This is a genomic window from Streptomyces sp. Y309 (assembly GCF_056712025.1).
Genome location: NZ_CM160048.1, coordinates 3801140 through 3823085, shown reverse-complemented (window position 1 = coordinate 3823085; position 21946 = coordinate 3801140). Strand labels below are relative to the sequence as shown.

The 21946-nt window shown below is 72.2% G+C and carries 18 protein-coding genes and 1 riboswitch; of the genes, 11 read left to right on the top strand and 7 right to left on the bottom strand.

The features are described from left to right. Nucleotides 1–110: 110 nt before the first annotated feature. The gene (locus tag AC0KTA_RS14870; RefSeq protein ID WP_481055619.1) at nt 111–1727 is read left to right on the top strand and encodes a succinic semialdehyde dehydrogenase; all 1617 of its coding nucleotides are present in this window, start codon (nt 111–113) and stop codon (nt 1725–1727) included. A 168-nt stretch (nt 1728–1895) separates the two neighbouring features. Then, the gene (locus AC0KTA_RS14865; RefSeq protein ID WP_481055618.1) at nt 1896–3728 is read left to right on the top strand and encodes a GMC family oxidoreductase N-terminal domain-containing protein; all 1833 of its coding nucleotides are present in this window, start codon (nt 1896–1898) and stop codon (nt 3726–3728) included. A gap of 178 nt (nt 3729–3906) precedes the next feature. Here the strand turns inward: AC0KTA_RS14865 and AC0KTA_RS14860 are convergent, their stop codons facing one another. Continuing rightward, nucleotides 3907–5079 (bottom strand): LAETG motif-containing sortase-dependent surface protein, encoded by a 1173-nt coding sequence (locus AC0KTA_RS14860; protein WP_481055617.1) that lies wholly within the window; start codon nt 5077–5079, stop codon nt 3907–3909. Nucleotides 5080–5399: 320 nt separating this feature from the next. Between AC0KTA_RS14860 and AC0KTA_RS14855 the strand changes: the two genes are divergently transcribed. After that, nucleotides 5400–5804, top strand: coding sequence for a hypothetical protein (locus AC0KTA_RS14855; protein WP_481055616.1), 405 nt, complete (start codon nt 5400–5402; stop codon nt 5802–5804). Nucleotides 5805–6038: 234 nt separating this feature from the next. Continuing rightward, entirely contained in the window at nt 6039–6941 is a 903-nt protein-coding gene (locus AC0KTA_RS14850) for a hypothetical protein (RefSeq protein WP_481055615.1), read from the top strand. Nucleotides 6942–7646: 705 nt separating this feature from the next. On the opposite strand, the gene AC0KTA_RS14845 is transcribed toward AC0KTA_RS14850, so the two are convergent. After that, nucleotides 7647–7997, bottom strand: coding sequence for a chorismate mutase (locus AC0KTA_RS14845; protein ID WP_481055614.1), 351 nt, complete (start codon nt 7995–7997; stop codon nt 7647–7649). Nucleotides 7998–8439: 442 nt separating this feature from the next. On the opposite strand from AC0KTA_RS14845, the gene guaA reads away from it, so the two are divergent. Beyond that, nucleotides 8440–10020 (top strand): glutamine-hydrolyzing GMP synthase, encoded by a 1581-nt coding sequence (gene guaA / locus AC0KTA_RS14840; RefSeq protein ID WP_481055613.1) that lies wholly within the window; start codon nt 8440–8442, stop codon nt 10018–10020. Between the two features lie 161 nt (nt 10021–10181). Here guaA and AC0KTA_RS14835 read toward each other — a convergent pair whose 3' ends face one another. Further along, entirely contained in the window at nt 10182–10661 is a 480-nt protein-coding gene (locus AC0KTA_RS14835; protein WP_481055612.1) for a pyridoxamine 5'-phosphate oxidase family protein, read from the bottom strand. Between the two features lie 232 nt (nt 10662–10893). On the opposite strand from AC0KTA_RS14835, the gene AC0KTA_RS14830 reads away from it, so the two are divergent. From AC0KTA_RS14830 to AC0KTA_RS14820, 3 genes are all read left to right on the top strand, one after another. After that, nucleotides 10894–11694 carry a class II aldolase/adducin family protein gene (locus AC0KTA_RS14830; RefSeq protein WP_481055611.1) on the top strand — a complete coding sequence of 267 codons (801 nt, stop codon included), beginning with the start codon at nt 10894–10896 and terminating at the stop codon, nt 11692–11694. Between the two features lie 274 nt (nt 11695–11968). Next, nucleotides 11969–13234 (top strand): hypothetical protein, encoded by a 1266-nt coding sequence (locus AC0KTA_RS14825; RefSeq protein ID WP_481055610.1) that lies wholly within the window; start codon nt 11969–11971, stop codon nt 13232–13234. A gap of 225 nt (nt 13235–13459) precedes the next feature. Further along, the gene (locus AC0KTA_RS14820) at nt 13460–13987 is read left to right on the top strand and encodes a DoxX family protein (protein ID WP_481055609.1); all 528 of its coding nucleotides are present in this window, start codon (nt 13460–13462) and stop codon (nt 13985–13987) included. A 175-nt stretch (nt 13988–14162) separates the two neighbouring features. On the opposite strand, the gene AC0KTA_RS14815 is transcribed toward AC0KTA_RS14820, so the two are convergent. Beyond that, nucleotides 14163–14474 (bottom strand): hypothetical protein, encoded by a 312-nt coding sequence (locus tag AC0KTA_RS14815; protein ID WP_481055608.1) that lies wholly within the window; start codon nt 14472–14474, stop codon nt 14163–14165. Next, nucleotides 14461–15798, bottom strand: coding sequence for a PspC domain-containing protein (locus tag AC0KTA_RS14810; protein ID WP_481055607.1), 1338 nt, complete (start codon nt 15796–15798; stop codon nt 14461–14463). The genes AC0KTA_RS14815 and AC0KTA_RS14810 overlap by 14 nt, the downstream gene beginning before the upstream one ends. 232 nt (nt 15799–16030) lie before the next feature. On the opposite strand from AC0KTA_RS14810, the gene AC0KTA_RS14805 reads away from it, so the two are divergent. Both AC0KTA_RS14805 and AC0KTA_RS14800 read left to right on the top strand, forming a co-directional pair. Continuing rightward, entirely contained in the window at nt 16031–17323 is a 1293-nt protein-coding gene (locus AC0KTA_RS14805; protein WP_481055606.1) for an ATP-binding protein, read from the top strand. Continuing rightward, nucleotides 17320–18198, top strand: coding sequence for a LuxR C-terminal-related transcriptional regulator (locus AC0KTA_RS14800; RefSeq protein ID WP_481055605.1), 879 nt, complete (start codon nt 17320–17322; stop codon nt 18196–18198). The genes AC0KTA_RS14805 and AC0KTA_RS14800 overlap by 4 nt, the downstream gene beginning before the upstream one ends. A gap of 67 nt (nt 18199–18265) precedes the next feature. Here the strand turns inward: AC0KTA_RS14800 and AC0KTA_RS14795 are convergent, their stop codons facing one another. Further along, on the bottom strand, nt 18266–19342 hold the full coding sequence (locus tag AC0KTA_RS14795) for a C40 family peptidase (RefSeq protein WP_481055604.1): 1077 nt from the start codon (nt 19340–19342) through the stop codon (nt 18266–18268). Nucleotides 19343–19762: 420 nt separating this feature from the next. Between AC0KTA_RS14795 and AC0KTA_RS14790 the strand changes: the two genes are divergently transcribed. After that, entirely contained in the window at nt 19763–20116 is a 354-nt protein-coding gene (locus AC0KTA_RS14790; RefSeq protein ID WP_481055603.1) for a hypothetical protein, read from the top strand. 247 nt (nt 20117–20363) lie between these two features. On the opposite strand, the gene AC0KTA_RS14785 is transcribed toward AC0KTA_RS14790, so the two are convergent. Next, a complete protein-coding gene (locus AC0KTA_RS14785) occupies nt 20364–21599 on the bottom strand; it encodes a C40 family peptidase (protein ID WP_481055602.1) in 1236 nt (411 codons plus the stop codon). Nucleotides 21600–21607: 8 nt separating this feature from the next. Then, a riboswitch (cyclic di-AMP (ydaO/yuaA leader) is annotated at nt 21608–21763 on the bottom strand. Nucleotides 21764–21946 lie beyond the last annotated feature (183 nt).

Below are 21946 nucleotides of genomic sequence, written 5' to 3'. Positions count from 1 at the left end.
CAGCAAGCACTGGCAAGGATCAGGGCGGCTCGCGGGCATGTGTGCCTGCTCCGTGAAAGCTCGTTACCCATGGGTACCCAAAGCGTCCGCTCAGGCATACGCTCACGTCCATGACGGACTCGCAGGCCCCCGCCAAGCCCCTCGGTACGAACCCGGTCGCCCCGGCCCCCAGCGGCGTACGGACCGCCGCGGACGTGGTCACGCCGGAGCTGGTCGCCCAGCTCACCCGGGAGGTGATCGGCTCGGGCCGGACCGCCAACCACGCGCCGTTCACCGGCGAGAAGCTGGCCGACCTGCCGGAGTCCACACCCGAGGACGTGGCGACCGCCTTCGAGCGGGCGCGCGCGGCGCAGGTCGCGTGGGCGCGCACGCCGGTGCGCCGACGCGCCGCCGTGCTGCTGCGCTTCCACGACCTCGTGCTGCAGCGCCAGGCCGAGGTCCTCGACCTCATCCAGCTCGAGACCGGCAAGGCGCGCCTGCACGCGCACGAGGAGATCCAGGCCGTCACCGTCGCCGCCCGGCACTACGGCCGCCGCGCCGGCGCGTATCTGAACCCCAAGCGCCACACCGGTGTCGTACCGACCCTCACCAAGGTCACCGAACTGCGCCAGCCGCGCGGCGTCGTCGGCCAGATCGCCCCCTGGAACTACCCCCTCGAACTGTCCATCGGCGACGCCCTGCCCGCCCTCGTCGCGGGCAACGCCCTGGTGATGAAGCCCGACACCGAGACCGCCCTGACGGCGCTCTGGGCCCGGGACCTGATCATCGAGGCGGGCCTGCCGGCCGAGGTCTTCCAGGTCGTGCTCGGCGACGGCCCCGTCATCGGCCCCGAGATCGTCAAGCACGCCGACTACGTGTCCTTCACCGGCTCCACCCGCACCGGCCGCGAGGTCGCCACCGGCGCCGCCGCCCGCCTCGTCGGCGTCTCGCTGGAGCTCGGCGGCAAGAACGCCATGCTGGTGCTGCACGACGCCGATGTGGAGAAGGCCGCCGCCGGCGCGGTCCGCGCCTGCTTCTCCTCCGCCGGTCAACTGTGCATCTCCATCGAGCGGTTGTACGTCCACGAGGCCGTCGCGGACGCCTTCGTCGAGCGGTTCGCCGCGAAGACCAGGGCCCTGCGCCTCGGGCGGTCGCTCGCGTACGGCGCCGAGATGGGCTCGCTCGTCGGCGAGCGGCAGTTCGAGACCACCAAGCGGCACGTCGACGAGGCCGTCGCCAAGGGCGCCACGCTGGTGGCGGGCGGCGCGGCCCGGCCCGACATCGGCCCCTACTTCTACGAGCCCACCATCCTGGACGGCGTCGAGTCGCCCATGGCGGTGTGCACCGAGGAGACCTTCGGCCCTGTCGTCTCGATCTACCGTTTCACCGACGAGAACGAGGCCGTCGAACTCGCCAACTCCACCTCCTACGGTCTGAATTCCTCGGTCTGGACGAAGGACGGCAGGCGCGGCCGCGCTCTCGCCGCCCGCCTTCGCACCGGCACCGTCAACGTCAACGAGGGCTACGCGCCCGCCTACGGCAGCGTGCAGTCGCCGATGGGCGGCATGAAGGACTCGGGCCTCGGCCGCCGCCACGGCTCCGAGGGCATCCTCAAGTACACCGAGGCGCAGACGGTGGCCCACCAGCGGCTCATCCCGCTCGCACCGTCCTTCGGCATGGACGACGAGAGGTACGCGGCGTTCATGACGACGAGCCTGAGGCTCATGAAGGCCCTCCGCCTGCGCTAGGTGGGCGCTGTGGAGTCCGCTGCGGTACGGGAGCGCCCCAAAGGGGCGCGGGGCTGTTTCCATATGCGGCTCCGCCGCGTGGGCGCGACCAGCCACAGACGGCCCGCAGATTCGGCACCGCACTTCCAGCGAAGCACTCAGCGCGTCAGTTCTCGACGAGGAGAGTCAATGGCACAGGAGAACTCTGCCCGGAACCAGGGCGACGATGACGGCTACGACTACGACGTCCTCGTCGTCGGCTCCGGCTTCGGCGGCTCCGTCTCCGCGTTGCGGCTCACCGAGAAGGGCTACCGCGTCGGTGTCCTGGAAGCGGGCCGCCGCTTCACGCGGGAGCAACTGCCCAAGAACTCCTGGGACATCAAGAACTACCTGTGGGCCCCGGCGCTCGGCCTTTACGGCATCCAGCGCATCCATCTGCTCGGCAACGTGATGGTCCTGGCGGGCGCGGGCGTGGGCGGCGGATCGCTGAACTACGCGAACACGCTCTACGTACCGCCTGCGGCGTTCTTCAACGATCCGCAGTGGAAGGACATCACGGACTGGCAGGACGAGCTGCGTCCGTACTACGAGCAGGCCAAGCGCATGCTCGGCGTGCGGCTCAACCCCACGACCACCCCCTCGGACGTCCATCTCAAGGCCGCCGCGCGGGCCATGGGAGCGGGCGACAGCTTCCACATGGCGCCGGTCGGCGTCTTCTTCGGTGACGGACGGGACGCCACCGGTGAGTCAACGGCCGAGCCCGGCACGGAAGTTCCCGACCCCTACTTCGGCGGCGCCGGACCCGCGCGCCGCGCCTGCACCGAGTGCGGCGAGTGCATGACGGGCTGCCGCCACGGCGCGAAGAACACCCTCAACGAGAACTACCTCTACCTCGCGGAGAAGGCCGGCGCCGTCATCCACCCGATGACGTCCGTCGTCACCCTCACCGAGGACTCGCGCGGCGGCTACGCGGTGGGCACTCTGCCCACCGACAACAAGCGCAAGGGCAAGGGCCGCACGTTCCGCGCCCGGCGCGTCGTCCTCGCCGCCGGCACCTACGGCACCCAGACGCTGCTGCACCGCATGAAGGACAGTCATCTGCTGCCCCGCATCTCCGGGCGCCTCGGCGAGCTGACCCGCACCAACTCCGAGGCCTTGGTGGGCGCCCAGACGACCGACCGCCGCTACCGCAAGCAGCACGGCGGCGGCCTCCTCGGCGCCGGCGGCAAGGTCGACTTCACCAAGGGCGTGGCCATCACCTCGTCCATCCACCCGAACGACACGACCCACATCGAGCCCGTCCGCTACGGCAAGAAGTCCAACGCGATGGGCGGCATGACGCTGCTCCAGGTCCCGTACACGATGAAGGGCGGCAAGGCCCGCGTCGCCGGCTGGCTCGCCAACTCCGCCCGCCACCCGCTCCTCACGGTCCGCTCGCTGTCCAACCGCCGCTGGTCGGAGCGCACCATCATCGGCCTGGTCATGCAGACCCTGGACAACTCGCTGACCACGTACCGCAAGGAGAAGGGCATCGGCAAGGGCCTGCTCACCGCCCGCCAGGGCCACGGCGCGCCCAACCCCGGCCAGATCCCCGAGGCCACCCGGGCCGCGACCCTCATCGCCGAGGAGATCAACGGCTTCCCCGGCTCGAACGTCGGCGAGCTGATGGGCACCCCGCTGACCGCGCACTTCCTCGGCGGCTGCCCCATCGGCGACCGACCCGACACCGGCGTCATCGACCCCTACCACCGCCTCTACGGCCACCCCGGCATCTCCGTCGTCGACGGCGCCGCGGTCTCCGCGAACCTGGGCGTGAACCCCTCGCTCACGATCACCGCGCAGGCCGAGCGCGCCATGTCGTTCTGGCCCAACAAGGGCGAGGCGGACCCGCGTCCGGCCCAGGGCACCGCGTACGCGCGGATCGCGCCGGTCGAGCCGAAGTCCCCGACGGTGCCGTCCCACGCCTTCGGCGCGCTGCGGCTGCCGTTCCTGGGGGTACCGGAGGTGCCGCCGAAGAAGTAGGCCGCGTACGGCGACGTCGGTGGCGTACGGAGAAGTGGGCGGCGCATGCCGCCGTGTACGCGACCCGGTCGCGCCGCCTGCGCTCCACGTACGCGAAAGGACCTGCACCCCCCTCCGAGTGCAGGTCCTTCGCGTCTTGGGGGTACGTCGCCGGTGCGGCGGCGTACCGGTCGGTCGCCTACGCGGAGGCGTCCGAGTGGGAGCGGCGGCGCACGACGTACACGGCGCCCGCGCCCGCGACGACGGCGATGCCGCCGACGATGCCGATGGTCGGCAGCATGGAGCTGGAGCCGGTCTCGGCGAGGTTGCCGGTGGGCGGGATCTCGACGGCGTCCGGGACCGTCTTGATGTCCTTGATCTGCTTGGCGCCGCCCTGCGGCTTCTTGTCGGCGATGACCGGCGGCTCGACCGTGCCCGGCCTGGGCTTGGCCTCACCGGGGTTCTCGTTCCCGCTGCCGGCCTTCAGGACGGTGAAGTCGAAGAACGCGAACGCGTTGTGCACGCAGTTCAGCTCGGAGTCCAGATAGCCGCCGAGGCCGAGCGCGTAGCCGTCGCCCGCCGGGGCCTTCGCGCTGATGTTCAGGCGCAGCTTGATCTCGACCTGCTCCTTGGCGCCGAGCGTGGTCGTGCCGAAGGAGACGCCGCTCTCGACCTCGTCGACGATCGACTTCCAGCCCTTGGCCTCGGGGTCGTAGAACTGGATCCGCGCGTAGGTGCTCAGCCAGTCCTTCTCGTCCTCGCTCGGCGAGAAGTTGTCCACGGCGGCGAGCCACTCGACCTCGCCGAGGTCTTCGTCGCTCGGGTTGGCCGCGGTCAGCTTGAACTCGTGCCAGCCGCTGCCCGCGACGATCTTGCCGGGCAGGCCGGAGAGTTCGAGCTCCAGCTTGTTCTCGGCGTCCTCGCCGGTGTCCTCGTCGGCCGGGCACTCGGTGGGCTCGTCCGTGGGCTTGGCGTCGTCTCCGGGCTTGGTGCCCTCGTCCCCCGGCTCGGTGTCGCCGGGCTTGGTGTCGCCGGGCTCGGCCGGGTCGCCGCCGGGCTTGGTGTCGTCCCCCGGCTTGGCGCCGTCGTCTCCCGGCTTGGTGTCGCCGGGCTTCGCGCCGTCCCCGGGCTTGGTGTCGTCGCCGGGCCTGGCCGGGTCCTCGGGCTTGGTGGGCTCCTCGGGCTTCGTGTCGTCGCCCGGCTTCGCGGGGTCCTCCGGGCCGGGTGTCTCCGCCGGGGGAGTCTCGGTCGTGCTCGCGGACGGCGTCGTGTTCGCGTCCCCAGTTGCGAACGCGGCCGGTGCCGAGAGCAGCGCGAGCGGGGCGATCGCTGCCGTCGCGGCCGCGGTGGCCAGAGCACGGCGAAGCTTCATGAAGACCTCAGAGAGTCCGGCGCACCGCGCGCCGCGCGGTACGGAGGTGGAGGCCTCCGCGGCGGGCGCGGAAGTGGCCGTTGTTACGCATGGATGACCTGCGTCGTCTGTGAATGGTTGCGCTGGGACTCACAGAAAATTTATGTGGTTTGGGTCACATGTTCGGAGGTCGTGAAGGGACTTGGCTTGTGCGGCCGCCGTGGGGTGTCGTAGAACTTCCCCCGTTTGCAAGCGAGATGAGGCCGGCGCGTGGGTGAGGCGGGCCGGGCCGGGGGCGGCCGAAGGACGGCCGGGAATGGATGTGGGGGAAAACAGTGTCCGTGCAGTCGCCGCAGGAGCCCGAGCGAGAGCCTGACGACGAGGCGTCGATACCCGACGACGTGTGGCGCAGGTTCGAGGAGGACAGCGAGCGGGACATCCGGGCGTCCGCGCCGAAGGAACCGTCCGCGCGGGCGCGCATGGTCGCCGAACGGCTGCGCCGCCTGGACGAGGAGGCGGCCCGGCAGCAGGCCGAGGGCGTCGTCGGCCGCAAGCGGCGCAAGCGCAAGGAGGAGTCCGCGCAGCCCTGGCGCCCCGACGAGTGGCGCGGGACGCCCACGGGGGCGCGGCGGTCGTCGGCACGGTCCGAGCGGTGGCGGCAGGTGCGCAGCGTGGTGATCGTGGGAGGCTGCATGATCCTCGTGATCGCGCTTCTGAGTCCTTACCGGTTCTGGTGGTGGCAGTGAGGCCCGGACAGCCGGGCCTGGCCGCGGTGTGCCGCGTCCTGCCCGTCACTTGGCCCTCGTACGTCTCGTACGTCTCGTAGGCCGCGTACGCCGCCTCCGCGCGTTCCGAACCAGCGCGGGGGAACCGCGGACGGCGATCTTCAGTCGTAGAAGGGGTGCGGGTGACTCCGCATGGACGTGCGAGGCGTGTGCGCGGCGTGATCCGCGCGGGGCACACGAGGAAAGTGGGGGAACGTGAAGTCTGTGTCGCGTGTCGTGGTGGCCGTCTCGGTCGCGGCCGCTCTGGGCCTGACCGCCGCGTGCAGCGGTGGCGACGGTGATGGTGGCGGAGGCGAGGGCCGCGACGGCGGCAAGTCGTCGACGTCACAGGCGAAGCCGAAGGGTTCGGGCGGGGCTTCCGGGGGTGGGGACTCGGCGTCCGGCGGCTCCGGCGGCTCGGCGTCCGGCGGCTCGGGTGGCTCGGGCGGTTCCGGGGGCTCCGGTGGCGAGTCGCCCGCCGCGCGGAAGCTGACGGTATCGGCCCTGGCCAAGGGCGACCTCGACCGCTACGACTACGACGTGCTCGCCAAGGAGCAGTCGAAGCTCGAGGCCGCGTCGGACGGCGCCCCGGCGAACCCGTCCGCCTGCCGCCCGCTCTCGGACATGCTCGCCGCCGCCACCCCGCCGAAGGCGGAAGCCCACCTCGGCCGCACGGTGGCGGCCAAGGACCACCGCGACAGCGCCTCGACGGACATCGAACTCTTCGCGTACGACGACGCCGGCGCCGCACGCAAGGCGCTCAAGGATCTGCGCGCGGCCACGAAGTCGAAGCAGTGCGCGACGTTCCGCGCGGGCGCCATGCGCTACAGCGGCGTCGCGTCCGTGCCCGCGCCCGACAAGGGCGACGAGGCGGTGGCGTACCGGCTGGGCAGCCATCAGGACGAGTACGTGAAGCGGCGGACCGTCGTCGTCGTACGCGACGGGTCGACCCTCGTCTCCTTCGCCGCGACGAACTTCTACGACCCGGCGGGCGTGGCGAGCGACGAGGAAGGCAAGCAGTCCGGAGGCGGCCCGGACCTCCCGGGGCCGGACAAGGCGGACGACGCGCCCGAGGTCCCGTCGGCGGTCATCGACGCGCAGCTCGGCAAGGTGAAGTAGCCCGCGCGCCGGGGCGCCCGGCCTGGACCGGCAGAGCGAAGGGCCCCGCGGGACGGATCCGCGGGGCCCTTGGCTGTCAGCACCGACGTCAGGGCAGCGTCGGTGCCTCGGGGCGGCGCCGGGGGGAGTGCGCCGCTGGTCGAGGGAGCCGGTGGCCGACCCGGCGCGCAAGGGGCGCGCGACTGGTGTAGACCATTGGCAATCAAGTTGTGGAGAGCGGCGCCCGAAGTCCGTCTCCTCTACGCATCGTGGAGGATGGCCGGTTCTCCGCGCAACCGTTTCGACGACATCTTGGAACGGAGCGGAAGGCGGGCGGCGAACGGACGCCCGAGCGGGCGGGAAAACCGGAGGTGAAGGGGACGAAGGCCGGTCGGCCCCGGGCGTCCCCGGAGCCGACCGTTCCCTGGGTGACCGGGCTGCTGTCCCCTGCCGTCCGGTCACTTCTCTGGAGCGAGGTCCCACGGCGCACACGCGATGCGTACGCCTCATCGCTCCAGCGGAGCCACGCGTGGTTCTTGCGGCCCGCCCCTGGCTGGCACGGACACCGGGACCAACGAAGCCCGTCCGGAACCGGTCACGCGCCGTACGGGTGAGAGAAGATCCGAACTCAGGTCCGTGGCGCAGCGGTTCCGGCTTTCGCGGGCTTTTCCCAGGGGCTCGGGGAGGTGCTTCGGGCAGGTGCTCAGGCGGGTGCTGAGGCGAGGCTCAGACGCGGCCGCGGCACAGCTCGAGGAGCGTCATGGCGAGCTGCGTACCGGGCTTGCCGAGGGCGTCCCTGTAGTGGCTGAGAACCTCCATCTCGCGGGAGAGGTTCACACGCCGTCCGCCGGAGCCGATGCGCGCCTCCTGGATGACCGCGGAGACGGCCATCCGTTCCTGGACGAGGCCGATGATCCGGTCGTCGAGCGCGTCGATGCGCTCACGGGCACCGCCGATCAGCTCGGCGGCCTCGGGGGTGCGGGCGCCGGTCTTCTCCGTCGGGGTCTTCTCCGCCGGGGAGGTCGAGGTCGGCGAGAGGGCGGTCGTCGAGGGGGCGGTCGTCGTGGTGGCACTCATGGTGGGCTCCTTGATCCGGTGGCGGTGCCCCGGGGCGACGGCGGCCCGGAAACGACAGGACGCCCCGGGCCTTGTCGGCCCGGGGCGCCTGGGAAGTCGCTTGGCGTTACGTCAAGCAGCTCGACCATGGCAGCCGGCGGGCCGGATGCCATAGGTAAAGACGAAGGTCGAGTGCGAACGCATGCGGGAAGTGTACGCCAGCTACCACTCAGCCAGTCCCGGCCACTATTCAGCCTGTCGAGGGGGTCCCCCCTGCTCTTTAAGAGCTTGGGGGAGCTTGAGGACGAGGCCGAAGGCCGATGGCGGGGGCAAGGGGGCGCAGCCCCCAGAAGCAAGGGAAGGGCAGGGGCGGAGGGGGCGAAATCCCACCGCGGGCACCTCCACCCCGCCCCCCGTTAGAATCGGCAGCACACACCCTTTGCTCACCGCCGGAAGGCAAACCGTGCCAGTAGCGCCGCCCGCCGCCCCCGACACCGTCCTGGTCGTCGATTTCGGAGCGCAGTACGCCCAGCTCATCGCCCGCCGCGTCCGCGAGGCCCGGGTCTACAGCGAGATCGTGCCGAGCACCATGCCGGTCTCCGAGATGCTCGCCAAGAACCCCGCGGCGATCATCCTCTCCGGCGGCCCGTCCTCGGTCTACGCCGAATACGCCCCGTCGGTGGACCGCGCCCTCTTCGAGGCCGGCGTCCCTGTCTTCGGCATGTGCTACGGCTTCCAGCTGATGGCGACGACCCTCGGCGGCACGGTCGACAACACCGGCGCCCGGGAGTACGGCCGCACGCCCCTGCACGTGTCGAAGTCCGGCTCCACCCTCTTCGAGGGCACCCCGGACGAGCAGTCCGTGTGGATGTCGCACGGCGACGCCTGCAGCGGCGCCCCCGAGGGCTTCACCGTCACGGCCTCCACGGACGTCGTCCCGGTCGCGGCCTTCGAGAACGACGAGAAGAAGCTGTACGGCGTCCAGTACCACCCCGAGGTCATGCACTCCACGCACGGCCAGCAGGTCCTGGAGCACTTCCTGTACCGGGGCGCCGGCCTGACCCCGTCCTGGACCACCGGCAACGTCATCGACGAGCAGGTCGCCGCGATCCAGGCCCAGGTCGGCACCAAGCGCGCCATCTGCGGCCTGTCCGGCGGCGTGGACTCCGCGGTCGCCGCGGCCCTCGTCCAGAAGGCCATCGGCTCCCAGCTCACCTGCGTCTACGTGGACCACGGCCTGATGCGCAAGGACGAGACCGAGCAGGTCGAGAAGGACTTCGTGGCCGCGACGGGCGTGCAGCTCAAGGTCGTCGACGCCCAGGAGCGGTTCCTCGCCGCGCTCGCCGGGGTGTCCGACCCCGAGGAGAAGCGGAAGATCATCGGCCGCGAGTTCATCCGCGTCTTCGAGCAGGCCCAGGCCGAGATCGTCGCGGAGGCGCCCGGGGACCAGCCCGTCGAGTTCCTCGTCCAGGGCACCCTCTACCCGGACGTGGTCGAGTCCGGTGGCGGCACCGGCACCGCCAACATCAAGTCCCACCACAACGTGGGCGGCCTCCCCGAGGACCTCGAGTTCCAGCTCATCGAGCCGCTGCGCAAGCTCTTCAAGGACGAGGTGCGCATGGTCGGCCAGGAGCTCGGCCTGCCCGACGAGATCGTCCAGCGCCAGCCCTTCCCGGGCCCCGGCCTCGGCATCCGCATCGTCGGCGAGGTCACCCGCGAGCGCCTCGACCTGCTGCGCGAAGCCGACGCCATCGCCCGCGAGGAGCTGACCACGGCCGGCCTCGACCGCGACATCTGGCAGTGCCCCGTCGTGCTGCTCGCCGACGTCCGCTCCGTCGGCGTCCAGGGCGACGGCCGCACCTACGGCCACCCGATCGTGCTGCGCCCGGTCTCCTCCGAGGACGCCATGACGGCCGACTGGTCCCGCCTGCCGTACGAGGTGCTCGCCCGCATCTCCACCCGCATCACCAACGAGGTCCCCGACGTCAACCGCGTCGTCCTCGACGTCACGAGCAAGCCGCCGGGCACCATCGAGTGGGAGTAGCCCGAGCGGGAGCGGCCGCCACGGCCCTGTCGGCCTGCTCCCTGGCCTGAACGCCGGTGCCGCCGCCCCTGACCCGGGCGGCGGCACCGGCGTTCGCGCATCCGCTCCCGCGCGCCGCCCGCCCGCGTCCGCTCCCCCTCCCGCGCGCCGCCCGCCCCGGCTCAGGTCCGCCGGGTCTTCCGCACCGGCTGCCCCGGCTTCCAGAGCTGCACCGCCAGGTACTTCTCCTCCTCGATGTACGTCCGCACGACCTCCGTCAGCTCCGTACGGAACAGGTGGAACGCCGTCGGGTCCGGCGGCTTCACCTCGTCCGCGTACAGCGCGACCGTCTCCGGGTCCCGCACCTCGACCGCCCGCCCCGCGATCCGTACGTCGCCGCCCGCCATCCCCGTGTCCGCCCCCGGATTCGCCTGCAGCGCGAACCGCGGATCGCGCCGCAGGTCCAGCGCCTTCAGCGAGTTCGGCATCATCCCGAGCCACAACTCCCCGTTCAGGAAGCGCACTTCGAGCCCCGTCGTGCGCGGCGACCCGTCCTTGCGGAGTGTCGCCAAGATGTGGTGCGTGAACTGCTTGAAGCGGTCCTCGACGGTCGCCGCCAGCTCCGGTTCCGCGGCCGAGAAGGCCGCCCAGTTGAACGTCATGCGCCGAGTCTGCCGCCGAAACCCGACACGTACTGTCGCCTTTCCCGCGCTGCCCCCGAACCGCCTTCCGCCTCGCCCGCCGGATCGCTGCCCGGATCGCTTCCTGAATCGCTTCCCGAGGCGTTTTCCGGATCGCCTCCTGCGCCGCCCCCTCGCCCCGGCTCCAGACTCCCTTCACAAGAGACCTCTGTCGTCCTGCGCTGACCGGCGGTAACTTCCGCTCCGTACGGCCATGGACGGAGGACACATGCAGGCGCCCACACCGATACCCGTCGAGCGGTTGCAGTTCGCGATGCCGCCGGTGCACGAGACGCCGGAGGACGAACGGCGCCACCGCAAGGAGCGCCTCGCCGGCGCCCTGCGGATCTTCGGGCGCCTCGGCTACGAGGACGGCGTCTCGGGGCACATCACCGCGCGCGACCCCGAGTACGACGACTGCTTCTGGGTGAACCCGTTCGGCATGGCCTTCAAGCACATCACCGTCGGCGACCTCGTCCTCGCCAACGGGGACGGCCAGGTCGTCGAGGGCCGCCACCACGTCAACCAGGCCGCCTTCACCGTCCACGCCCAGATCCACCGGGCCCGCCCCGACGCCGTCGCCGTCGCCCACTGCCACTCCACGCACGGCCGCGCCCTGGCCGCCCTCGGCGAACTCCTCGACCCGATCACCCAGGAGTCCTGCGCCTTCTACGAGAGCCACGCCCTGTACGACGGCTACACCGGCGTCACCGTCGACGCCGAGGAAGGGCGCCTCATCGCCGCCGCGCTCGGCGACCACAAGGCCCTCGTCCTGCGCAATCACGGGCTGCTCACCCTCGGCGGCTCCGTCGACGCCGCCGCCTGGTGGTTCATCTCCATGGAGCGCTCCTGCCAGGTCCAGCTCGCCGCCCGCGCCGCCGGCCGTCCCGTGCTCATCGGGCACAAGCAAGCCGTCGGGACCCGCGAACAGCTCGGCAGCGACCTCGTGGCCTGGATCAACTACCAGTCCCTGTGGCAGGACATCAGCCGCAGCGAACCCGACCTCCTCACCTGACGCCTCCCCACCTGCCCTTCTTCCCTTCCCGCCGTTGTCACCCTCACCTCCCCCGCCCGCCCCACTCGCCGCACACGCGTACCCACGTACGCGTCGCGTCAACCCGCGTGTCACCGGACCACCCGTGCTGACCTGACCCGTGGACCACGCACAGGCGTCCGTGCGGCACAATTCCCAGACATCGCAGGGAAGTTCACGGCCGCGCGACCGAACGCAGATCCGGACGCGCGTCCCGCGGTGGCTTCGGTCAAGGGTGGGGAAGGCGGCATACGCGGTGGCGGTCCAGGAAGCCAGGCACGGGGCGCACGGAGGCGGCTGCACGTGCGGCGACTGCCCGCACGGGACGCGCGAGGGGCACCGGCGAGCCGTGGCCGAATTCCTCGCCAAGCGCGACGAGTTCGCGGCCGGGCACGGCGTGCCCGCGGCCGTCGTCCACTCGGCGGGAGCCTCCCGCCAGTGGGTGTCGGACGAACTGACCCAGTCCGCGCGGGCCGTCGCCGACCGCAGCCGCGCCGAGGGCGAGGCCTGGCTCGGCCGGCTCTGGCCGCGCACACTCGCCACCGTCTGGGCGGCCGTCGTCGTCCTGCTGCTCGTCCAGGCGCTCACCGCCATCGGCACGGGCTGGAGCGCCGGGCGCACCGCCGGGCTGCTCGCCGCGGGCGTCGTGGGCGGGATCCTGAGCGGCGCCGCATACCTGCACCGCGCCCGTGGCGGCGTCATCGCCCCGGTCATCGGCGAGGACAACCGGCTCTCCACCTCGCGCGCCGTGGCCGCCTGCTGGGTGCTGTTCGTCGTCTTCGCCGTGCTCGTCCTCGCGGGCGAGCTCGCGACGGCCTCCGGCCACGACGCGCGCGAGGACCTCGTCGACGGCCTCCGGCTCTCCCAGGCCGCGGGCCTGCTGACCGTCCTTGCCGTCGTCTGCGGCGTCGCCGTGCTCGTACGCCGCGTCGTCGGCGTGCGCGTCCTCGCCCAGCGGCTGCAGAAGGTGCGCGCCCACCGGCCGCGCGCCGCCGACCTGCTCACCGACGACTCGGGCCGCGGCCACTTCGCCGACGTCCAGTACGTCCTGGTCAGCGCCGTCGCCGTGGTCTTCGTCGCCGTCCGGCTCGCCCGCCGCCCCGAGCAGCTGCCCGACCTGCCGTGGGGCCTCGCCCTGCTGGTGCTCGTGTCGGCCGCGACGTACCTGGCCGGCAAGTACGCCGAAGGCGGCCGGCCCGTCATCCTCTCCGTCGTCCGCTCCCGCGAGGCGGGCGACCTGGACGCCCCGATCCGCACCGGCGACGACATCGAGATCCGCGGCGCCGGCTTCGTCCCGCCCGGCGCGGGCAGCGCCGACCGGTTGGCCAGGATGGCCGTCCGCATCGGCACCGTCCACGTCCACGTGCCGCTCGTGCCCGTCCCCGGCGGTTTCACCAACCCCACGGACGCCGTTCTGACCGTGCCCGTACCCGTCGACGTCGAGCCCGGCCGCGTCGAAGTCCAAGTGATCACCGCGGCGGGCGTCGAGACCAACCGCTGCACGATCGACGTCACCGACTGACCGGCCCGCCGCCCAGCCCCCGCCGCGCGCCGCACGGCCGCCCGCACCGCTCCGAATGGACGCATGGACGTCCCCCTCCCGTGTGCCCCGGAGCTCTGGAACCTCGTGGTGTCTCCGGGAAGATGCCGAGGAATCCGCCGCACACCACTGAGCAGCGGCCTCCTCCCGTACGTATCGTCAGTTGACGGGTCAACGGCCGAGGCGCGGGAGAGGCGGCGGACAGCGATGGCTCACGGCATGCGCTCGGACAGCCACACCAGCTATGGCAGACGGAACGACTGGCGCGACAACGCCACTCGGTACGCCCTGCTCCCGCTGAGGATCTTCCTCGGCGTCACCTTCATCTACGCGGGCCTCGACAAGATCACGGACAGCGCCTTCATGAAGGAGAGCGGCACCGGCTCGATCGGCGAGACGATGCGCGGCGTGCGCGACCTCGCGGCCTTCCCCGACCTCGTCGACCTGGCCCTGAAGAACCCCGTCGGCTTCGGCTACGCCATCGCCCTCGGTGAACTGGCCGTCGGCATCGGCACCTTGATCGGCTTGTTCGCCCGCATCGCCGCACTCGGCGGCGCCCTCATCTCCCTCAGTCTCTGGCTGACCATGAGCTGGCACGAAGAGCCCTACTACTACGGCAACGACCTCCCGTACCTGATGGCCTGGCTTCCCCTGATCCTCGCCGGCGCGGCCTACCTCTCCGCCGACGCGTGGCTCAAGGAGCGGCGCAGAGCCGGCGGCCTCGGCCTGGGCTAGGCCGCCCGCCCCGCGCCCGGACCAGGTCGTCTCGCGCCCCGAGCCAGGTCGTCCCGCGCCCCCAAGCCAGGTCGCCCTACGTCCGGGCCAGGTCGTCCCGCGCCCCCAAGCCAGGTCGCCCCGCGCCCGGACCAGGTCGTCCCGCGCCCCGAGCCAAGTCGCCCCGCGCCCTGGCCTAGCCCGCCCCCGGCCCGGCCGTCGGTGCCTTGTCCTCCGGGCCCGCCGGGCTGTCCGGTCTCCTGGGTCCCAGGCCGTCCGGGCTGTCCGCGGGGCTCCCGCGTCCGGCGCGCGGGCCGCGGGCCCTGCGTATGCCATGGGTCACGGCGGCCGTCGCGGCCGCGAGGCACAGGCCACCGATCACCATCGGGATGATCGCGAACCAGGGGGTGTCCCACAGGCCGCCCGCGTCGCCCGCGTACACCAAGCCGGCCAGGGCCAGGAAGAAGCCCGCCATCAGCCTGCCGGGCTGGAAGTCATGACGCAGCACGTGCCACCTCCACCTGTCCGACGCCGACTTCCAGTCGCAGGTCGACCGTGCCGCCGTCCTTCGCGCCCCGGGGCGGGGCGAGAGTCGTCGTCTGCGTCTTGCCCGGTGCGATGTCCACGTCCTGGCTGTTGTCGCTCGGCAACTGGATGTCGCCGACGCCCACTTCGGCCCGCAGCTTCACCTCGGCGTCCTTCGGCACGATCACCTTCAGGCGGCCCGCGCCCACTTCGGCGCGCGTGGTCACCGTCTGGTCCTTGCGCAGGTCGATCCGGCTCAGGTCCAGCGTGCCGACGCCCGTGCCCAGCTCGTACCTCGGGCGGACGTCCGCCGTGGCCGCGGGGCGCCAGTCCGTGCGTATCCAGTCCGTGGTGATGGTCTTCGGCAGGGCGGCGGAGCCCGCGACGAGGGCCGCGACGATCACCGCGAGCACGATCGAGCCCGCGCCCGTGCGCCCGAGGAAGGAGCTGATCGCGATGCCGAGGCCGAGCACGCCGAGCGCGCAGGCGAAGCCGGTTTGCAAGCTCGTGCCGAGCGGCTGGTCCTCCCAGGTCAGGGCCGAGCCGAGGCAGCCCGCGAGCACGGCCGCGAGGAACACCCAGCCGCCGATCCAGCGCGGTCCGCGCGGGCCGGGCGACCCCGGCGAAGGCGCCCCGCGTCCCGCGGGGGAGTGCGGCGCGTCCGGCTGATACTCCACCGCGATCGGGTCCGGACCCCAGAAGTACTTCGGCACCTCTTCGTGCGGGCCGCCCTTCGTGAGGGGGTCGCGCCACCAGGACGGGCCGCCGGTCACGGGCGGGGCCTTGGCCTCCGGCGGCGCGTCCGCCACGGCCTGGGCCGCCACCGGGTCGGGGTCCGGGGCGCCGCGCTGCCGTGACCAATACCCCGCGCCCGCGAGCAGCAGGGCCAGGACGGCGGCGAAGGTCAGCGCGCTGCTGTTGTTCAGCAGGGTGAGGAAGACTCCGCAGCCCACGAGCGCGAACAACACGGCCGTCAGCGCGTGGCCGTCCACGCGGCCGGTGAGCAGCCGCCGCGCCTCGTTCTCCTCCTCGTCGTCATACGGGATGAACAGCCACGCGAAGCCGTAGAACACCAGGCCCAGGCCGCTTGTGATCGCCAGCACCGCGAGGCCGATGCGGAAGATCACCGGGTCCATGTCGCACTGCCGTCCCAGACCCGCGCACACGCCGCCCAGCTTGCGGTGCCGGCGGTCGCGGCGGAGCTTGCGCTCGCGCACGGCCTCCCGTCCGCCCGGCTCCTCGGCCGTGGCGGACAGGTGGTCGCGCGGCGGGGCCGGCGGGCCCGGCGCGGGCTGCTGATCTGTCATGACTCCATGGTGACGGCCGCGAGCGGGCAGCGGCAGCCGGGACAACCCTGGCCCGACCCTGAAATCGCCCCTGATGGCCCCGGAGCCTCCGTCCCCGACCCGACTGCGGGGCGCCCGGACCCGGACCGCGCGCCCCGTGCCCGGCCGTCCGGGAGGCAGGGGCAGAGATCAGGGGAGTCTCGGGGCTCGACCCTGATGCCCCCGCCCGCGCCCGCGTGTGAACATCGGAGACATGCCGGACGCCGCAGCCGTACCCATCGAAGACGAGCGGCCGCTGCGGAAGCTCTACCGCAGCGGTGAGGGCCGCCTGCTCGGCGGGGTCGCGCGCGGCCTCGCGGGGCACCTCGGCCTGCCCGTGATCTGGGTGCGGGTCATCTTCATCGGCCTGTTCCTGGCGAACGGCCTCGGCGCGCTGTTGTACGCGGCGTTCTGGTTCTTCGTCCCGCTGGGCGTCGGCGGCGTCGGCGCGCAGGGCCAGCGGCCGGCCGTGGTGACCGCGGAGACGGCGCCGGACGGCCGCCGCAAGCTCGTCGCGCGCAAGCCGGACAAGGGCCAGATCGTCGCGCTGCTCGCGATGGTCGTCGTCGCCACGGTCTTCGTCGGCAGTGTGGACCTGGGCGGCCCGACGCAGGCGTATCTCTGGCCGACCCTGTTCGTCGCCGCCGGTGTCGCCCTGGTCTGGCGCCAGGCGGACAACGCCCGCAGGGCCCGCTGGATGGAGGTGGGCCGCAGACGGCGCACGCTGACGATCGCCCGGACCGGGGCCGGCGTGCTCCTCGTCGGGGTCGGAGTCTCCGGCATCTTCGTCCTGCGCGGCTCCGCCGCCGACCTCGGGGCGGCACTGCAGGCGGCGCTCGCCGTGCTGGTCGGCATCGCGCTGCTCGCCGGTCCCTATCTCGTGCGGATGACGCAGGACCTCTCCGAGGAGCGGCTGATGCGCATCCGCGCCCAGGAGCGCGCCGAGGTCGCCGCGCACGTGCACGACTCGGTGCTGCACACCCTCACGCTGATCCAGCGCAACGCGGACAGCGCGGGCGAGGTGCGCCGCCTCGCCCGCGCCCAGGAGCGCGACCTGCGCGCCTGGCTCTACAAGCCGGAGGGCACCGGCAAGGACGAGGCGGAGGAGCCCGACACCCTCGCCGAGGCGGTCCGGCACAACGCCGCGGAGGTCGAGGACAAGCACGGCGTCCCGATCGAGGTGGTCGTCGTGGGCGACTGCCCGCTCGACGAGAGACTGACGGCACAGATGCAGGCCGCGAGGGAAGCGATGGTGAACGCCGCCAAGTACGGTGGCGAGGGCGGCGCGGTGCAGGTCTTCGCCGAGGTCGAGGGGGAGACGGTCTTCGTGTCCGTGCGGGACCGCGGCCCGGGCTTCGATCTGGACTCCGTGCCGGACGACCGCATGGGCGTACGAGAATCGATCATCGGCCGCATGCAGCGCAACGGCGGTACGGCGCGGCTGCGCGCGGTGCCGGGCGGCGGTACGGAAGTCGAGCTGGAGATGGAGAGGACGGCGGCGACATGAGCGACGCGACCGAGGCGGGCGGGCCCGCGGAGCCGACCGGGACGACGGGGCCCGCGAGCCCGGCAGCCGGGGCCGGTGCGGCCGCCGGAGCGAGTGGGACGAGCGGGGCCTCCGGGACCAGTGAGTCGAGCGGGGCAGGTGGGACCGCTGGGGCGGGCGGGGCCGAGGGGGCCGACGCCGAGCCGGGTGGTCCGGCGGGCGGTGCCCAGGCCGGGCGCCGTGTGCGGGTCGTCCTGGTCGACGACCACCGGATGTTCCGCACGGGCGTGCAGGCGGAGATCGGCCAGACGGAGCGCACGGGCGTCGAGGTGGTCGGCGAGGCCGCGGACGTCGACCAGGCGGTCACGGTCATCACGGCGACACGCCCCGAGGTGGTGCTGCTCGACGTGCACCTGCCGGGCGGCGGCGGCGTCGAAGTCCTGCGCCGGTGCGCGCCGTTGATGGCGGACACGGAGGACCCGGTGCGGTTTCTCGCGCTGTCGGTGTCGGACGCGGCGGAGGACGTCATCGGGGTCATCCGGGGCGGCGCCCGCGGCTATGTCACCAAGACGATCACCGGCGCCGACCTGGTCGACTCGATCTTCCGGGTCCAGGAGGGCGACGCGGTGTTCTCGCCGCGGCTCGCCGGTTTCGTCCTGGACGCCTTCGCGTCGACGGACGCGGCACCGGTCGACGAGGACCTGGACCGCCTGACGCAGCGCGAGCGCGAGGTGCTGCGGCTCATCGCGCGCGGGTATGCGTACAAGGAGATCGCCAAGCAGCTCTACATCTCCGTGAAGACGGTCGAGTCGCATGTGTCGGCGGTCCTGAGGAAGCTCCAGCTCTCGAACCGGCACGAGCTGACGCGGTGGGCGACGGCGCGCAGGCTGGTCTGAGCAGACCGGCCCGACGCACCGGCACGGCGGCGGGCCTGAAGCCGCAGACCACCGCGCTCCGCGCGCCTCACGCCACCCGCACAGCCCCCGAGAACGGCATCTGGCTGATGGGTGCGAGCCGCACCGGTGCGCTCGGGTTCGGGGCGTGGATCATCTGGCCGTCGCCGACGTAGAGGCCGACGTGGCTGATGCCCGAGTAGAAGAACACCAGGTCGCCCGGCTGGAGTTCGGCGCGCGAGACGCGGCGGCCGGTGTCGATCTGGGCGTAGGTCGTGCGCGGCAGGGAGACGCCCGCGGCGCGGTACGCGGCCTGGGTGAGGCCGGAGCAGTCGAAGGCGTTGGGGCCCGTGGCGCCCCACACGTAGGGGCTGCCGAGCGCCTTGTAGGCGTACGAGACGGCCGCCGCGGCGCGGGAGTTGGGTGCCTTCGCCCCGCCGGGCGCGGGGGCGCGGGAGGCGGTCCGTGAGGCCCTGTCGGGGGCATCAGGCGCCCCGCCCTGCCCGCCGTCGTCGGCGGCGGCCACGCGGGCGCGCTCCTCGGCCGTCAGCCGGGCGAGCAGCCGCCTCGCCTCGCCGAGCTTGCCGGTCACGGTCTTCTTGTGCTTCCGCAGGGCCGCCTGGCGGGACTTGAGGTCCGCGAGGGTGTCGTCGGCCTCGGTGTGGAGCTGGTCGAGCTCGCGGAGTTGCTTCCGTACGTCGCTGACGGTGGCCGCCTGGCGGTGGCCCGCGCGGTCGGCGCGACTGGCCCGGTCGAGGAACTCGTCCGGGTCCGAGGAGAGCGCCAACTGCACCGACGGGTCGATGGCGCCCGCGCGGTACTGGGCGGTGGCCAGGGAACCCAGGCCCTGGCGCGCGGAGTTGAGCCGGTCCGTCCGGCGAGCGGCTTCGTCGCGCAGGTCGCCGAGGGCCCGCTCGGCGCCGTCGGCCTTCTCCTTGGCGCCGTTGTACTTCTCGGTGGCGACCTCGGCCTCGCGGTAGAGCTCGTCGACCTTGGCCTTCACCTCGGCGGGGCTGAGCTTGGGCTCCGCGTGTCCGGTGCCTTCGAAGGCGGTCGCGGTGGCGGCCGACGCGAGCGCGAGGGTGGCGGCCGTACGGGCCGTATGGCCGCTGAGCGAGCGCTGCTTGGGCTTGCGGTGCGCTGCCACGGAGGCTCCACGTCCTTCCTTGTGGCCGGGTCCGTCGCCGGTGCCGACCGCGTCGTACGGCCGGTGCGGCACCGGTCCGACGGCGCCCCGCACAGGGGGAGCGGGACACCGCCGGACTTTCTCGGCGGAGGTGGCCGACTGCCGTCCCTGGTCCGGACGACGGTGGGGAGCCGGTCACCTGGCGAGGACGCTAAACCTCACCGTCACCGGTTCGTGACCCGATGTGCGCTAACGACGCATGCGGGGCGACGGCTGAACGAATGCGAGCGACCCGACGCGGCCTCGGCGACCGGTTTCGCGGTGTGCGTGACCGATGTGGCGCTTGTGACCCGCTTGCCTGGTGAGGGGTGATAAGGCCGTCGGCGGGCCGGGGCCGACCCGCCCGGCCGCGGCCGCGGACCGGGAATTAGGCTCCGCCCCATGGACGTACTCATCCATCTCTTCGTCGGCCTGCACATCATCGGCATCGCCTCGCTCCTGGGCGGCTTCCTGACCCAGATGAAGGCGATGGGTGAGGGCACGGCACGGTTCAGCCCCGCGATGCTGCACGGCGCGCTGACCATGCTGGTCACCGGCGTGGCCCTGGTCGGCCTCAACCAGGCCGACGACAACACGGTCAACAACCTCAAGATCGGCATCAAGCTCGCGCTGCTGATCGTGATCCTCGCGCTCGTGTACGTGAAGCGGGACGAGGAGAAGGTCGACAAGGGGATGTTCGGGGCGGTCGGCGGCCTGACCACGGCGAACATTTTCATCGCCGTGCTGTGGACGTGAGCGTCGGACCGCCGACCTGATCGCCGGAAATCGTCGGCCACGCGCGCGTGGGCGTGCTCCCAGCCGCGGTACTTGACCGTGACGACCACCGGGGTATCCGGGCCAGCTCACCCTCCGCAGGTGTGGTGGCGCGCGGTTCGGGGTTTGTGGCGTGGACATCTTCGCGAGGCCCGGGGCGTGCACGCACGTGTGTCGTCCCTCTCCGTAGAGGCGCCGATTCCTGTCGGCCCCTCTACGGAGACAGCGATTACGCCGGCCGCACCACGCTGTGGATCGGCATGTAGTAGATCGACTCGACCCGGACGTTCGCGCCCGGCTTCGGGGCGTGGATCATCTTGCCGTTGCCTATATAGATGCCGACGTGGCTGATGTCGTCGTAGAAGAAGACCAGGTCGCCCGGCTTGGCGCTGGAGGTCGGCACGGTCGTGCCGACCTTCACCTGGTCCCAGGTGGTGCGCGGCAGGGAGATGCCGGCGGTCTTCCAGGCGGCCTGGGTGAGGCCGGAGCAGTCGAAGGAGTCCGGCCCCGTGGCGCCCCACACGTAGGGCTTGCCCATCTGCTTCTCGGCGAAGGCGATGACCTTCTCGGCCTTGGCGGCGTAGCTGCCGTCCGTGGCGCCCGAGCCCGACCCGGAGCCCGACCCCGATCCTGAGCCGGTGTCCGAACCGGAACCGGAACCCGAGCCCGACCCGGACCCCTGGTCCTGCCCCTGCTCCCGTTCCCGCTCGCGCCGCTCCGCGGCCTCCTCCGCCTTCCGCTTGCGCTCCGCCTCGGCCTGCTTGCGCGCCAGCTCGGCGGCCTTGCGCTTGGCGGCCTCTTCCTTCCGCTTCTCGATCGCGGCGAGCCGCGCCTTCTCCTCGGCGGTCAGCTTCGACAGGAGCGAGCGCGCCTTGGTGAGCTTGGTCTGGACGGTCTGCTTGCTCGCCTTCAGGTCGTCGCGCGAGTCGCCGAGCGTCTTCAGGCTCTTCGCGGCCTTCGTGCGCTGCTTGGTCGCGGCGGCCTGCTGCGTCTGGTAGTCGTCGACGGCCTTCTTCTGGCGGCTGGTGAGCCGGTCGGCGAGGTGGTTCTGGTCGAAGAAGCCCTGCGGGTCGTCGGCGAGCATCATGGTGGCGGTCTCGGAGACGCCTCCGGTGCGGTACTGCGCGGCGGCGAAGGAGCCGAGCTCCTGCCGGGCCTCGTTCAGGCTGTCCGTGCGCTTGGCCACGTCGTCCAGGAGCCGGTCGACCTTCTTGCGCTGCTTGTCGGTGCGCTCCTTGGCGGAGTTGTACTTCTGCGTGGCCACTCCGGCCTGGTGGTAGAGGTCGTCGACCTTCTTCTGGACCTCTTCGAGGCTGGGCTTCCCGGGCTCGGCGGGGGCGGACGGCGCGGCGTTCGCGCTCTGCGAGAGCAGGGCCACCGACGTGAGGGCGGCCGTCGTGATGCCGAGGGCCGGGGTCGTGCGTATGAGGGCTGAGCGGCTGCGCGGCTTGCGGTGCGACGCCAAGGCTGGCGACTCCTTCCGTGGACCGCCTACCGGGTTAGCTGTCGGGTTCGGGCGGGTATTTCGGAAGGCTGCCCTACCGTCCCGTACTACGTACGGGACCGATTCACCCCAGGAACATGGTGGGTCCCCGGCTCCGAACGCGTCGGACTCGGCGGAGGCCGCGCGTGCCCGGCGGGGATCGCCGGTGGGGGGACGTGCGGCCCGCGCAGCACGCTAGCCAACTCGTGCGGCGCGAGGGAAGGTTGATGTTCGATATGCCCGATACATTTTCGTGACTTTACGAAGCCCTTGGCGCCGCCCTGACGCGGGCCCGCCCCGGTCGTGGCGCAGCGTGACACTCCGGGCGC

Excerpts from the sequence above, each read along its gene's own strand:
- AC0KTA_RS14870 (WP_481055619.1), top strand. The coding sequence starts at position 111 with ATGACGGACTCGCAGGCCCCCGCCAAGCCCCTCGGTACGAACCCGGTC.
- AC0KTA_RS14865 (WP_481055618.1), top strand. The coding sequence starts at position 1,896 with ATGGCACAGGAGAACTCTGCCCGGAACCAGGGCGACGATGACGGCTAC.
- AC0KTA_RS14860 (WP_481055617.1), bottom strand. The coding sequence starts at position 5,079 with ATGAAGCTTCGCCGTGCTCTGGCCACCGCGGCCGCGACGGCAGCGATC.
- AC0KTA_RS14845 (WP_481055614.1), bottom strand. The coding sequence starts at position 7,997 with ATGAGTGCCACCACGACGACCGCCCCCTCGACGACCGCCCTCTCGCCG.
- AC0KTA_RS14835 (WP_481055612.1), bottom strand. The coding sequence starts at position 10,661 with ATGACGTTCAACTGGGCGGCCTTCTCGGCCGCGGAACCGGAGCTGGCG.
- AC0KTA_RS14830 (WP_481055611.1), top strand. The coding sequence starts at position 10,894 with ATGGACGGAGGACACATGCAGGCGCCCACACCGATACCCGTCGAGCGG.
- AC0KTA_RS14820 (WP_481055609.1), top strand. The coding sequence starts at position 13,460 with ATGGCTCACGGCATGCGCTCGGACAGCCACACCAGCTATGGCAGACGG.
- AC0KTA_RS14810 (WP_481055607.1), bottom strand. The coding sequence starts at position 15,798 with ATGACAGATCAGCAGCCCGCGCCGGGCCCGCCGGCCCCGCCGCGCGAC.
- AC0KTA_RS14805 (WP_481055606.1), top strand. The coding sequence starts at position 16,031 with ATGCCGGACGCCGCAGCCGTACCCATCGAAGACGAGCGGCCGCTGCGG.
- AC0KTA_RS14800 (WP_481055605.1), top strand. The coding sequence starts at position 17,320 with ATGAGCGACGCGACCGAGGCGGGCGGGCCCGCGGAGCCGACCGGGACG.
- AC0KTA_RS14790 (WP_481055603.1), top strand. The coding sequence starts at position 19,763 with ATGGACGTACTCATCCATCTCTTCGTCGGCCTGCACATCATCGGCATC.